The 14,722-nt window shown below is 40.1% G+C and carries 12 protein-coding genes and 1 tRNA gene; all 13 read left to right on the top strand.

What is annotated here, in order from left to right; all coding sequences use genetic code 11:
* Window positions 1-913: elongation factor Tu (gene tuf / locus AC1DQW_RS26670; protein ID WP_477456834.1), on the top strand; the 913-nt coding region annotated here is incomplete at its 5' end.
* A 134-nt stretch (window positions 914-1,047) separates the two neighbouring features.
* Window positions 1,048-1,118, top strand: a tRNA-Trp gene (locus AC1DQW_RS26665).
* Between the two features lie 20 nt (window positions 1,119-1,138).
* Window positions 1,139-1,333, top strand: a complete 195-nt coding sequence (secE, locus tag AC1DQW_RS26660; RefSeq protein ID WP_477407787.1) for a preprotein translocase subunit SecE — start codon at window positions 1,139-1,141, stop codon at window positions 1,331-1,333.
* 16 nt (window positions 1,334-1,349) lie between these two features.
* The gene (gene nusG / locus AC1DQW_RS26655; protein ID WP_290324705.1) at window positions 1,350-1,892 is read left to right on the top strand and encodes a transcription termination/antitermination protein NusG; all 543 of its coding nucleotides are present in this window, start codon (window positions 1,350-1,352) and stop codon (window positions 1,890-1,892) included.
* Window positions 1,893-2,078: 186 nt separating this feature from the next.
* Window positions 2,079-2,519, top strand: a complete 441-nt coding sequence (gene rplK, locus AC1DQW_RS26650; protein ID WP_184542728.1) for a 50S ribosomal protein L11 — start codon at window positions 2,079-2,081, stop codon at window positions 2,517-2,519.
* A 110-nt stretch (window positions 2,520-2,629) separates the two neighbouring features.
* Window positions 2,630-3,328 carry a 50S ribosomal protein L1 gene (gene rplA / locus AC1DQW_RS26645; RefSeq protein ID WP_090642963.1) on the top strand — a complete coding sequence of 233 codons (699 nt, stop codon included), beginning with the start codon at window positions 2,630-2,632 and terminating at the stop codon, window positions 3,326-3,328.
* 2 nt (window positions 3,329-3,330) lie between these two features.
* Window positions 3,331-3,849, top strand: a complete 519-nt coding sequence (rplJ, locus tag AC1DQW_RS26640) for a 50S ribosomal protein L10 (protein ID WP_477407789.1) — start codon at window positions 3,331-3,333, stop codon at window positions 3,847-3,849.
* Between the two features lie 63 nt (window positions 3,850-3,912).
* The gene (rplL, locus tag AC1DQW_RS26635; protein WP_073405423.1) at window positions 3,913-4,296 is read left to right on the top strand and encodes a 50S ribosomal protein L7/L12; all 384 of its coding nucleotides are present in this window, start codon (window positions 3,913-3,915) and stop codon (window positions 4,294-4,296) included.
* A gap of 224 nt (window positions 4,297-4,520) precedes the next feature.
* Window positions 4,521-8,324: a DNA-directed RNA polymerase subunit beta gene (gene rpoB, locus AC1DQW_RS26630; protein ID WP_477413297.1), complete on the top strand. Its 3,804-nt coding sequence runs from the start codon at window positions 4,521-4,523 to the stop codon at window positions 8,322-8,324.
* A gap of 105 nt (window positions 8,325-8,429) precedes the next feature.
* The gene (gene rpoC / locus AC1DQW_RS26625) at window positions 8,430-12,716 is read left to right on the top strand and encodes a DNA-directed RNA polymerase subunit beta' (RefSeq protein ID WP_477456833.1); all 4,287 of its coding nucleotides are present in this window, start codon (window positions 8,430-8,432) and stop codon (window positions 12,714-12,716) included.
* Between the two features lie 214 nt (window positions 12,717-12,930).
* Window positions 12,931-13,242: a DUF3467 domain-containing protein gene (locus tag AC1DQW_RS26620; protein ID WP_477456832.1), complete on the top strand. Its 312-nt coding sequence runs from the start codon at window positions 12,931-12,933 to the stop codon at window positions 13,240-13,242.
* Between the two features lie 287 nt (window positions 13,243-13,529).
* Window positions 13,530-14,333 (top strand): polysaccharide biosynthesis/export family protein, encoded by an 804-nt coding sequence (locus AC1DQW_RS26615; RefSeq protein ID WP_477456831.1) that lies wholly within the window; start codon window positions 13,530-13,532, stop codon window positions 14,331-14,333.
* Window positions 14,334-14,356: 23 nt separating this feature from the next.
* On the top strand, window positions 14,357-14,722 hold a 366-nt coding region (locus AC1DQW_RS26610), incomplete at its 3' end, for a Wzz/FepE/Etk N-terminal domain-containing protein (protein WP_477456830.1).

Raw genomic sequence — 14,722 nt, 5'->3', positions numbered from 1 at the left:
GGTTACGGGTGCTGCTCAGATGGACGGTGCGATCATTGTGGTTGCTGCAACTGATGGTCCGATGCCACAAACCCGCGAACACATCCTGTTAGCTCGCCAGGTAGGTGTACCTGCGCTTGTTGTTTTCATGAACAAGGTTGACATGGTTGATGATCCGGAATTATTAGAATTAGTTGAAATGGAAATTCGTGAATTATTATCATTCTACGAATATCCAGGTGATGATATCCCGGTAATCCAGGGTTCAGCTTTAGGGGGGCTTAACGGCGATCCTAAATGGGTTGGAAAAATCATGGAATTGATGGATGCTGTTGATAGCTTTATCCCAATTCCTCCACGTTTAACTGAGCTTCCTTTCCTGATGCCGGTTGAAGACGTATTCTCAATCACTGGTCGTGGTACTGTTGCTACCGGTCGTATTGAGCGTGGTGTAATCAACTCAGGTGAGCAGGTTGACATCCTTGGTATGGGTGCCGAAAACCTGAAATCAACTGTAACTGGTGTTGAGATGTTCCGCAAGATCCTTGACAGAGGTGAAGCTGGCGACAACGTAGGTTTATTGTTACGTGGTATTGAAAAAACCGATATCCGTCGTGGTATGGTTATTTGCAAACCAGGTTCAGTAACTCCACACACCGATTTCAAAGCTGAAGTTTACGTATTATCAAAAGCAGAAGGTGGCCGTCATACTCCATTCTTCAACAAATACCGCCCGCAATTCTATTTCCGTACTACTGACGTAACTGGTGAAATTTCATTAGCCGAAGGTGTAGAAATGGTTATGCCAGGTGATAACGTTACCATCACTGTAAAATTGATCAACGCTATCGCTATGGAAAAAGGCTTACGTTTCGCTATCCGTGAAGGTGGCAGAACAGTAGGTGCCGGCCAGGTAACTGAAATATTGAAATAACCCCCTAACCCCCGCCTGCTGGTGGGGGAATAAGGTTAGGTTGTGGTTAATTTAACACAAAGTACTTAGTCAATTGACTAAGTACTTTGTTAATATTTAAAAGTCCCTTTTGGGGGATTCAGGATTAAAAATACACGGGAATAGTTCAACGGTAGAATAGAGGTCTCCAAAACCTTTGATCAGGGTTCGAATCCTTGTTCCCGTGCATTAAGCAAAGTAGTAAAGATGGCTAACGTAACTGAATATATTAAAGAATCATACATCGAGTTAACTGAGAAGGTAACCTGGCCAACCTGGCGCGAGTTGCAAAGCAGTGCCGTATTGGTACTGGTTGCTGCAATTATCATCGCCATGGTTATTTTAGGTATGGACCAGATCATAGCCTACTTGCTTAAAACATTTTATAGTTCACTAACATAATATTTAGGAGATAGAGATGAGTGATCAATTGAAATGGTATGTGGTGAGAGCCATAAGTGGTAAAGAGAAAAAGGTAAAACAATATATAGATGCCGAAATTAGTCGTTTGGGCATTACGCATTTGGTACCGCAGGTATTAATACCTACAGAAAAATACTACCAGATGCGCGATGGGAAAAAGATAGCAAAAGAGCGTAACTATTTCCCGGGTTATGTATTAATGGAAGCCGTACTTGATGGAGAAACTGAACACATCATCAAAAATATAAACAGCGTAATAGGATTTTTAGGCGATAAAGCTGGTAATGCTATCCCACTGCGCCAGGCCGAAGTTAACCGTATTTTAGGTAAGGTTGACGAAATGAGCGCTCAGGGCGAAACAATGAATGTGCCATATTACATTGGCGAAAGCGTGAAAGTAATGGACGGACCTTTCAACGGATTTAGCGGGGTGATTGAAGAGGTTAACGAAGAGAAAAAGAAATTAAAAGTTATGGTAAAGATATTTGGGCGCCGTACGCCGCTTGAATTGAATTACATGCAGGTAGAGAAAGAATAGATTTGAGATATGAGATTTTAGATGTGAGACATTGAAAATCAACTTGATCAGGTTATTAATAAAATATACAGGTTTGTAAATAGGATAGGAGTCTCAAATCTCATATCTAACATCTCAAATCTAAAAACCTTAAATGTTACTTAGCTTCCACTTACTAACATTGAGTTATAATTAAAGTAAATTAAAATGGCAAAAGAGATCGGTGCAATGGTAAAGCTGCAGGTTAAAGGCGGCGCCGCAAACCCATCACCTCCAATTGGCCCTGCATTGGGTGCAAAAGGTGTGAACATCATGGAGTTTTGCAAGCAATTTAATGCACGTACCCAGGATAAAGCTGGAAAGGTGTTGCCTGTTTTGATTACTGTTTATGTTGACAAATCTTTCGAATTTATCATCAAAACCCCTCCTGTTGCAATCCAGTTATTGGAAGCAACCGGTTTAAAGAGTGGTTCGGCTGAACCCAACCGTAAAAAAGTTGCCAATGTAAATTGGGAGCAGGTTGAAACTATAGCCAAAGATAAAATGGTAGATCTGAATGCATTTACTGTAGAATCAGCCATGAAAATGGTGGCAGGTACTGCCCGTAGTATGGGAATCACCGTATCAGGTACGGCTCCCTGGAACTAAATTGGTTTCGGATTTCGGATTTTCGATTTCGGATTTTTTTAAATCTCAAATCTCAGGTCTCAAATCTCAGATCAAAAATTAATTAATTTATACAAAATCAGTTTAAGACAGTGGCTAGATTAACAAAAAATCAAAAAGCGGCACTCTCCAAAATTGAGGCAAACAAATCGTATTCATTAGAAGCTGCATCAGCTTTGGTAAAGGAATTAACCTTAACTAAATTTGATTCATCAGTTGATATAGACGTTCGTTTAGGTGTTGACCCGCGTAAAGCCAATCAAATGGTACGTGGTATTGCAACATTACCTCATGGAACCGGTAAAACTGTACGTGTATTGGTGCTTTGTACTCCTGATAAGGAACAAGAAGCTAAAGATGCAGGCGCGGATTACGTAGGTTTGGATGAATATATTGCCAAGATTGAAGGCGGATGGACTGACGTTGATATTATCATCACTATGCCAAGTGTTATGGCTAAAGTAGGACGTTTGGGTAGAATATTAGGCCCGCGTAACCTTATGCCAAACCCTAAATCAGGAACAGTAACTCCAGAAGTTGGAAAAGCTGTAACTGAGGTAAAAGGTGGTAAAATCGACTTCAAGGTTGATAAAACAGGTATCATCCATACCTCAATAGGAAAAGCATCATTCCCTGCAGATAAAATTTATGAGAATGCATTAGAAGTATTGCAAACTATCTCGAAATTAAAACCATCTGCAGCAAAAGGAACATATTTCAAGAGCATTCATATCTCTTCTACTATGTCTCCTGGAATAACAGTTGAAACTAAATCAGTAGCGGGGATCTAATCATGAATAAAGAAGAAAAATACGACCTTGTTCTTGCCCTTACTGAGCAAATGAAAGAGTACGGTAATTTCTATATTACTGATACCTCTGATCTATCGGTTGCAAAGATCAACGATATCCGTCGTCAGTGTTTCCAGAGTGAAATCACGATGAAAGTAGCAAAAAACAGCTTGATTAAAAAAGCTATGGAAGCTGCAGGTGGCGATTACACTCCAATATTTGATGTATTAAAAGGTTCATCATCAATCCTTTTCTCAAAATCGGCAACTGCTCCGGCAAAGTTGATTAAACAATTAAGGAAAAAAAGTGACAAACCGATTTTAAAAGCAGCTTATATTGATTCAGCAATATTTATTGGCGACAACCAGATCGATACATTGATCAAGTTGAAATCAAAAGAGCAGCTGATTGGCGAAGTTATCGGATTATTGCAATCACCGGCCAAGAACGTTATTTCTGCACTACAATCAGGCGGAAACACTATTGCAGGCCTTGTAAAAACATTACAGGAAAGAGGTTAACGAACACCTTATTAAAGTTCGATATTAAAAAACAAAAAGCATTAAAAGTAAAATTTAAATAAAATGGCGGATTTAAAAGCGTTTGCTGAACAGTTGGTAAACTTAACAGTAAAGGAAGTAAACGAATTAGCTCAGATCTTAAAAGATGAGTATGGTATTGAGCCTGCTGCTGCAGCTGTTGCTGTTGCTGCTGCTCCTGCTGGTGGCGATGATGCCCCTGCTGCTGAAGCAGTACAAACTGCATTTGACGTTATCCTGAAAGAAGCAGGCGGCGCTAAATTAGCAGTTGTTAAATTAGTAAAAGACTTAACTGGCTTAGGTTTGAAAGAAGCTAAAGATCTTGTTGACGGTGCACCAAAAGAAGTTAAAACCGGTGTAACTAAAGAAGAAGCTGAATCTTTGAAAAAACAATTAGAAGAAGCTGGAGCAGTAGTTGAGGTTAAATAAGTTAACCCAATAAAATATAGCATGAGACTCCGACCTATTTTGGTCGGGGTCTATTGCTGTTTATAAAGGTTTGGATATCAGATGCCAGATATGAGATGTGAGATATGAGATTTTTGACGGTTAAACTTATAGCCGCCAGCCTTCTGCAACATATTCGGTCTCACATCTCTTATTTCAGATCTCACATCTACAAAAGTTTATTAATAAACTAAAAATTAAACACCTTGGCAAACAACATTAATCAAAGAGTAAACTTTGCAACCAGTAGAAAGGTACTTGATTACCCCGATTTCCTGGATGTTCAGTTACAATCTTTCCAGGAATTTTTTCAATTGGAAACCACCTCAGACAACCGCTATAAAGAAGGTTTGTTTAAAGTGTTTGCTGAAAATTTTCCTATCTCAGATTCAAGGAACATCTTCGTTTTAGAGTTTCTGGATTACTTTATTGATCCGCCACGTTATGATATACAAGAGTGTATTGAGCGCGGATTAACTTATAGCGTACCATTAAAAGCCAAGCTTCGCCTGTCATGTAATGATGAGGAGCACGAGGATTTTGAAACAATTGTACAGGATGTGTACCTGGGAACTATCCCTTACATGACCCCAAAAGGTACGTTTGTTATTAACGGTGCCGAGCGTGTAATTGTATCGCAATTACACCGTTCACCAGGTGTATTCTTTGGCCAAAGCCGCCACACCAACGGTACAAAATTATACTCGGCCCGTGTAATACCTTTTAAAGGTTCATGGATTGAGTTTGCAACTGACGTTAACAACGTGATGTATGCTTATATTGACCGTAAAAAGAAATTCCCGGTTACCACGTTACTTCGTGCTATTGGTTATGATTCTGATAAAGATATATTAGAATTATTTGAACTGGCAGATGAAGTAAAAGTTAGCAAATCTGGTCTGAAGAAATTCATTGGCCGTAAGCTTGCTGCAAGGGTACTTAAAAAATGGGTTGAAGATTTCGTGGATGAGGATACCGGTGAAGTGGTATCTATCGACCGTAATGAGATCATCCTTGAGCGTGAAACCGTACTGGAAGATGACCATATTGATATGATCATTGATGCTGGCGTTAAAACCATCATCCTTAACAAGGAAGATGCTTCAACCAGCGGTGATTATACTATTATATATAACACTTTACAAAAAGATACTTCAAACTCCGAAAAAGAAGCGGTTGAGCATATCTACCGTCAATTGCGTAACGCCGAACCACCTGATGAGGAAACTGCACGTGGTATTATCGATCGTTTGTTCTTCTCGGATAAAAGATATGACCTGGGCGATGTGGGCCGTTACCGCATCAACCGTAAGCTGAAATTAAATACCTCTGATGAAACTAAGGTATTAACCAAGCAGGATATTATCGCCATTGTAAAATACCTGATCAAACTGATCAACTCAAAAGCCGAGGTGGATGATATTGATCACTTGTCAAACCGTCGCGTTCGTACAGTAGGCGAGCAGTTATATGCTCAGTTTGGTGTAGGTTTAGCCCGTATGGCACGTACCATACGTGAGCGTATGAACATCCGTGATAACGAGGTGTTTACCCCGACCGACCTGATCAATGCGCGTACATTATCATCTGTGATCAACTCATTCTTCGGAACTAACCAGTTATCACAGTTCATGGACCAAACCAATCCACTGGCAGAGATTACGCACAAGCGTCGTCTGTCAGCCCTTGGGCCCGGTGGTCTGTCGCGTGAGCGTGCAGGTTTCGAGGTTCGTGACGTACACTATACCCACTACGGTAGGTTATGTACTATTGAAACTCCCGAAGGACCAAACATTGGTTTGATATCTTCACTTTGTGTACATGCCAAGATCAATAACTTAGGTTTTATCGAAACCCCGTACAAACGTGTGGTTGAAGGTAAAGTACAGGTTGATGAGGCGGTTATCTACTTATCTGCCGAGGATGAGGATGGTAAAACAATTGGCCAGGCAAACGCGCATTATGATGATAAAGGTGTATTTGCATTACCAAAAGTAAAAGCACGTTTTGAAGGTGACTTCCCTATCATCGAGCCTGAAAGGCTGGATTTAATGGATATCGCTCCAAACCAGATCACGTCTATCGCGGCTTCATTAATTCCGTTCCTGGAACATGATGATGCTAACCGTGCATTGATGGGATCAAACATGCAACGCCAGGCTGTACCTTTGTTACGCCCTGAAGCGCCAATTGTTGGTACCGGTTTGGAAGGTCGTGTGGCAAAAGATTCACGTACACTAATCAATGCCGAAGGCGATGGTGTGGTTGAATATGTTGACGCGAACGAGATCCGTATTAAATATGACCGTAACGAGCTTGACCGCCTGATATCATTTGATGGCGATTCAAAAAGCTACCGTTTAACCAAGTTCAAAAAGACAAACCAGAGTACTACCATGAACCTTAAGCCAATTGTTAAAAAAGGCCAAAGGGTATCAAAAGGCGAAGTGCTTTGCGAGGGTTATGCTACACAGGCAGGTGAACTTGCCCTGGGCCGTAACCTTAAAGTGGCTTTCATGCCTTGGCAGGGTTACAACTTTGAGGATGCGATTGTAATATCTGAGCGCGTTGTATCACAGGATATTTTCACTTCACTTCACGTTGAAGAGTTTGAGTTGGAAGTACGTGATACCAAACGTGGCGAAGAAGAATTAACACCAGATATCCCTAACGTATCAGAAGAAGCTACCAAAGATTTGGACGAAGACGGTATTATCCGTGTAGGCGCCGAGGTTAAGGAAGGCGATATCCTGATTGGAAAGATCACCCCGAAAGGCGAATCTGACCCATCACCGGAAGAAAAACTGTTACGCGCCATTTTTGGTGATAAAGCAGGCGATGTTAAGGATGCATCTTTAAAAACTCCACCGTCAATTGCCGGTGTGGTTATTGATACCAAATTGTTTAGCCGTGCTAAGAAAACGTCGAAAGCCGAAGAAAAAGCACAGTTAGAGAAGTTGGATAACAAACATGATAAAGCTGTAAAAGATCTTAAAAATACTTTGATCGAAAAGTTATTTGAGATTGTGAACGGTAAAACATCACAGGGTGTTTACAACGTTTACAAAGAGCTGCATGTACCTAAAGGTGTTAAATTTACCCAGAAAATTTTAGTTGAGCTTAATTACGAAAATATTAACCCAACTAAATGGACAACTGATGATGATAAAAACGACCAGATAAAAACCTTACTTCATAACTATAACATTAAAGTTAATGAAGAGCTGGGCGCTTACCGTCGCGATAAATTTGCTATCAGTGTGGGTGATGAACTGCCATCGGGAATTGTTCAAATGGCTAAAGTTTACATTGCTAAAAAGCGTAAGCTTAAAGTAGGTGATAAAATGGCCGGTCGTCACGGTAATAAGGGTATTGTTGCGCGTATTGTACGTGATGAGGATATGCCTTTCCTTGAAGACGGAACACCGGTTGATATTGTGTTGAACCCGCTTGGTGTACCTTCACGTATGAACTTGGGGCAGATATACGAAACCGTATTAGGTTGGGCAGGTAAAGAGTTGGGCATTAAATTCGCTACACCGATTTTTGATGGTGCAAGCCATACCGAAGTTGAGGAGTGGGTTAAAAAGGCAAACTTACCAGAATCTGGCCGTACCTATTTATACAATGGCTTAACCGGCGACAGATTTGACCAGCAAACCACAGTAGGTATCATATACATGCTGAAACTGGGTCACATGGTTGATGATAAGATGCACGCACGTTCAATTGGGCCATACTCATTAATTACACAACAGCCATTGGGTGGTAAAGCCCAGTTTGGTGGTCAGCGTTTTGGTGAGATGGAGGTTTGGGCACTTGAAGCATTCGGTGCCGCAAACATACTGCAGGAAATATTAACCGTTAAATCGGATGATGTTATCGGCCGTGCCAAAACTTACGAGGCTATTGTTAAAGGTGAAAACCTGCCAACGCCATCGGTTCCTGAATCATTCAACGTATTGGTTCATGAGTTAAGAGGTTTAGGTTTAGATATCACATTGGAATAAGGTTAAAGCTTAAAGGCTAAAGGTGAAAGGTTTAAGGCATATTGTCAATAACCTTTTGCCTTTCACCTTTTCCCTTTCACCTCAACTTTAAAAAACAAGGAGACTATGTCTTACAAAAAGGATAATAAAATCAAAAGTAATTTCACCACAATTACTATCAGCCTGGCCTCTCCCGAGTCCATTCTTGAGCGTTCAAGTGGTGAGGTTTTAAAACCAGAAACCATTAACTACAGGACCTACAAGCCTGAGCGTGATGGTTTATTCTGCGAGCGTATTTTTGGTCCGGTTAAAGATTATGAGTGCCATTGCGGTAAATACAAACGTATCCGTTACAAAGGGATTGTTTGCGACCGTTGCGGTGTTGAAGTAACCGAAAAGAAAGTACGCCGTGAGCGCATGGGCCACATTAACCTTGTAGTTCCTGTTGCACACATCTGGTATTTCCGTTCGTTGCCAAATAAAATTGGTTACTTACTGGGCTTGCCAACAAAACGGTTAGACTTAATTATTTACTACGAGCGTTACGTAGTTATACAACCTGGTATTAAAGAAGCAGATGGAATCAACAAAATGGATTTCCTTACTGAAGAAGAATACCTTGACGTATTAGATACCCTTCCGAAAGAAAACCAGTACCTTGACGACAAAGATCCTCAGAAATTTGTTGCCAAAATGGGTGCCGAGGCTTTGGAAGAATTATTAAAACGCCTTGATTTGGATGAGCTTTCATTTAGCTTACGCCACCAGGCAGCAAACGAAACTTCACAACAACGTAAAAATGAAGCGTTAAAACGTTTACAGGTTGTTGAGGCTTTCCGTGATGCAAAAACCAGGATTGAGAATAACCCTGAGTGGATGATCGTTAAGATCGTTCCTGTTATCCCGCCTGAGTTGCGTCCGTTAGTGCCTTTGGAAGGTGGTCGTTTTGCAACTTCAGATTTGAATGACCTTTACCGCCGTGTAATTATCCGCAACAATCGTTTAAAACGTTTGATCGAGATAAAAGCGCCGGAAGTTATTTTACGTAACGAAAAACGTATGTTACAGGAAGCTGTAGATTCGTTATTTGATAACTCACGTAAAGTTAACGCGGTTAAAACAGAAGGTAACCGTGCTTTGAAATCACTTTCGGATATTCTGAAAGGTAAGCAGGGCCGTTTCCGTCAAAACTTATTAGGTAAACGTGTGGATTATTCTGCCCGTTCGGTAATTGTTGTAGGGCCAAACCTTAAATTACACGAGTGCGGTTTACCAAAAGATATGGCTGCCGAGCTGTTTAAACCATTTATCATCCGCAAAATGATTGAGCGCGGTGTGGTTAAAACAGTAAAATCTGCCAAAAAGATTGTTGACCGTAAAGACCCGTTAGTTTGGGACATTTTGGAAAACGTATTGAAAGGACACCCTGTATTACTAAACCGTGCGCCAACGCTGCACAGGTTAGGTATCCAGTCGTTCCAGCCAAAATTGGTTGAAGGTAAAGCGATTCAATTGCACCCCTTAACCTGTACAGCATTCAACGCGGATTTTGACGGTGACCAGATGGCTGTTCACGTACCACTTGGTAACGCGGCAATTTTGGAAGCCCAGGTATTGATGCTTGCATCGCACAACATTTTGAATCCTGCAAACGGTACGCCTATTACCGTACCATCACAGGACATGGTGCTTGGTTTGTACTACATAACCAAAGGCCGTAAAACTGATGAAGGACGTATTGTAAAAGGCCAGGGTTTAACTTTTTATTCTGCCGAAGAAGTAATTATTGCATACAACGAAAGAAAGATTGATCTGCATGCCTTTATCAAGGTTAAGGCCTTTATTAAAGATCGTGATGGAAAAATTGTAAGCAAAATTATTGATACTACAGTAGGTCGCGTGTTGTTTAATCAGCATGTGCCGGTTGAAGTAGGTTATATCAACGAATTACTAACCAAAAAATCACTGCGTGATATTATTGGTGAAGTAGTGAAAATTACCGGTATGGCACGTGCGGCCCAATTCCTTGATGATATTAAGGAGTTAGGTTTCAAAATGGCATTCCAGGGTGGTTTATCATTTAACCTGAAGGATATTAATATCCCTGCAGAAAAAGTTACACTGATCGAAACAGCTTCTAAGCAAGTTGAAGAGGTAATGGGTAACTATAATATGGGTTTCATCACCAACAACGAGCGTTATAACCAAATTATCGATATCTGGACACGTATCAACAACCGCTTAACCGCGAATGTAATGGACATCCTGAGCAACGATAACCAGGGCTTTAACTCGGTGTATATGATGCTTGATTCAGGTGCGCGTGGTTCTAAAGAGCAGATCCGTCAGCTTGCAGGTATGCGTGGTTTGATGGCTAAGCCTCAAAAATCAGGTTCAGGCGGCGAGATCATTGAAAATCCGATCCTTTCAAACTTTAAAGAAGGTTTGTCGGTATTAGAGTACTTCATTTCAACCCACGGTGCGCGTAAAGGTTTGGCGGATACAGCGTTAAAAACTGCAGATGCTGGTTACTTAACCCGTAGGTTACATGATGTTGCCCAGGATATGATTGTTGGTATGGTTGATTGCGGTACTTTAAGAGGTATTTATACAACTGCGTTAAAAGACAACGAGGATATTGTTGAGCCATTATATGACCGTATCTTAGGTCGTACCACTTTACATGATGTTCATGACCCTATCACCAACGAATTGTTGGCACATGCAGGTCAGGATATTACTGAAGAGATTGGTAAAAAGATCGAGAACTCTCCGTTAGAAGGTATTGAAATTCGTTCGGTATTAACATGCGAAAGCAAACGCGGTGTGTGCGCTTTATGTTATGGCCGTAACCTTGCAAGTGGTAAACGCGTGCAAAAAGGAGAAGCTGTTGGTGTAATTGCTGCACAATCAATTGGTGAGCCGGGTACACAGTTAACACTGCGTACATTCCACGTGGGTGGTACTGCATCAAACATTGCTGCTGAATCACAGATTAACGCAAGATTTGATGGTATCATTGAGTTTGAAAACGTACGTACTGTTCAATACAAAACCGAAGAAGGTTTAGTTGACGTGGTGTTAGGCCGTTCGGGTGAGTTCCGTATAGTTGAGCAGGGCAGTAACAAAGTAATTGTTACCAACAATATTCCTTACGGTTCATATCTGTACATTCAGGATGGCAGTAAGGTAACCAAAGGCGATCGTATCTGTTCATGGGATCCATACAATGCGGTTATCATATCCGAGTTTGCAGGTTTAACACAGTTTGATGCTGTATTAGAGGGYATCACTTTCCGTGAAGAATCTGATGAGCAAACAGGTCACCGCGAAAAAGTAATCATCGATACCAGGGATAAAACTAAAAACCCTGTTATCCAGATAACTGATACAAAAGGTAACGTAATAAAAGGATATAACATTCCTGTAGGTGCACACATTGCCGTTGAAGAAGGTGAAAAACTGCAAACCGGACAGGTTATTGCCAAGATCCCTCGTTCAACTGGCAAAACACGAGATATCACAGGTGGTTTACCACGTGTAACCGAGTTGTTTGAAGCACGTAACCCATCTAACCCGGCTGTAGTAACCGAGATTGATGGTGTGGTGACCTTAGGCGGTATTAAGCGTGGTAACCGCGAAATGACCATTGAATCAAAAGATGGCCAGATCAAGAAATACCTTGTTCCATTGTCAAAACACATCCTTGTACAGGATAACGACTTTGTGAAGGCAGGTATGCCTTTATCAGATGGTTCAATATCACCTGCTGATATCTTGGCTATTAAAGGCCCGGCTGCAGTACAGGAATACCTGGTTAATGGTATACAAGAAGTTTACCGTTTACAAGGTGTGAAGATTAATGATAAACACTTCGAAGTTATTGTTCACCAGATGATGCAGAAGGTAGCTATCGAGGATGCAGGTGATACCCGTTTCCTTGAGCGCGAAGCTGTTGACAGCTGGGATTTCATGACCGAAAATGATGAAATATTTGACAAAAAGGTTGTAGTTGAGCCAGGTGATTCCACCACGCTTAAATCAGGTCAGATAGTGTCATTAAGAAGGTTACGTGATGAGAACTCAATTTTAAAACGTAAAGATTTAAAATTGGTTGAAGTGCGCGATGCAATAGCTGCAACATCAAGCCCGATACTGCAGGGTATCACCAGGGCATCATTAGGTACCAAATCGTTTATCTCTGCCGCATCGTTCCAGGAAACTACCAAAGTACTGAATGAAGCTGCAATAGCAGGTAAGAAGGACTTAATGCTTGGCTTGAAAGAGAACGTTATTGTAGGTCACCTGATTCCTTCTGGAACAGGTTTACGCGAGTACGAAAATATCCGTGTAGGCTCACAGGAAGAGTTTGACCGCTTAATGGCTTCAAAAGCTGAAGAAATAGAAGCATAAAAACTTAAAAAACTTCAAATACTATTTAAGGCCCTCCGGTAACCCGGAGGGCCTTTGTTTTAAAAAATAATTTTTTTAAAACAATTAATCTCTGGTTGTGTTTAAGATGCACCTTATAGGATAAAAAGACGATATTTATATACAAAACCAGATAAGAAACATAATTACGATAAAACACCTTCGATAAAAGGATGTCTTTTTATACTTTAGCAGGATGGAAGAACAAAACGAAAATCAGCTTAATATTGAGCTTTCTGAGGAAGTTGCAGAGGGCATATATTCAAACCTTGCAATAATTACCCATTCCAGCTCGGAGTTTGTGCTCGATTTTATCCGGGTAATGCCGGGTGTGCCAAAGGCAAAAGTGAAATCAAGAATAATTTTAACGCCAGAGCATGCCAAACGCTTACTGTCTGCATTAGAAGATAATATAGAAAAGTTTGAAACATTGAATGGAAGGATTAAAATTCAGCAGGATCCATCAGGCTTTCCTATGAACTTTGGAGGCACTATGGGGCAAGCTTAAAGTTTTCTTAGTTAGTATAAATTAATAATAGTGGCGATTTGCTTCCATATTTATAATAAAATCAAAAAAAAATGTAAATGTATCAAAGAATCGTTTGATTTTAAATTAAATTGTTATATTCGCCTATGATTATCAAATTAAGTTTTATGGCAATATTTGACGAATGGGATAGGATATTATTCAAAATAATTGCATATCAAATTAAAATTAGAAAATATTTTTTAATTTATAATCACCACTTAAGAAGTTAACATGTCGATTAATAGTTAACTCATACCCAATCTTCTATGATGAAATTCAACAAGACCGCAGTATTTCTACTTTTTCTGAGCGTTATATTTCTTTCTTCATGCTACGATGAAAAGAAAATTGCATATTTTCAAAGAGGCCCCAATCAATCAGATACAATTTCTGTTGCCAACATGTATGTTCCTCATATTCAAGCCGGCGATATATTGTCTATTTATGTGAATTCTTTAAGTCCGGAAGCAAGCAGTTTCTTTAATCCTTATTCCGCCGCTGGATTAAGTAATAACTCCTCATCAACGCAGGGGGCGACAACCTCACCTGCACTTTCCCAATCATCATCCCCGGGATTTTTAGTTGACTCATCTGGTAGCATTGAATTACCTCTTATCGGGCCTTTAAAATTAGGTGGTCTTACAACGGTTCAAGCAAAAGATACAATCAAAAGGCATTTGCTGACCTATTTGAAAGAGCCTACAGTTACAGTACGTATTTCGAACTTCAAAATTTCCGTTATTGGAGAGGTTGCAAAGCCATCAGTATATGTAATCCCTAATGAAACGATAACTTTACCCGAAGCGTTGAGTATCGCAGGGGACCTTACGGTTTTTGCAAGGCGGGATAATATTCAGATTATTAGAGAGACTAATGGAAAGAAAGAATTTGGGACAATTAATCTGAACAGCCGCCAGGTGTTTACATCATCATATTATTATTTGCATGCCAATGATGTTGTATATGTTCAACCAGGAAAGAAGAAAGTTGAAGCTACTGATAGGACTTATCAAATCTTGCCAACTGCTGTAAGTTTGATTTCTATTATAGTAATCTTATTAAAAAAATAATTCACTCAACCATTCGCACATAGATGAGCGCTACCACCGAACTGTCAGGTCAATTGATTGCAGATAACTTTGATAATGAAAAAAGTTTCCAAGATACAATTTTTAAATATTTAAGATATTGGGCATGGTTTGTTGCTTCAATTATTTTGTGTACAGGATTGGGTTACTTGTATATTAGTTTACAGATACCTCAATATAAAGTTGAAACCGATCTTTTGATAAAAGATGACAAAGGAAGTCAGGGTGGAGAAAAGGATTTATTAAAGCAACTTGATCTTAATTCATCAAATAAAATTATTGATAATGAAATTCAGATATTAAAGTCAAATACCTTGATGAATAAAGTGGTACAACTGCTGGATCTTCAAACTGACTACTCTCTCCATGGA

The sequence above is a fragment of the Mucilaginibacter sp. P5_A4 genome (assembly GCF_056400605.1).
Note: the sequence above shows the minus strand (reverse complement) of the source record. Positions and strands in the feature narration are given on the sequence as shown.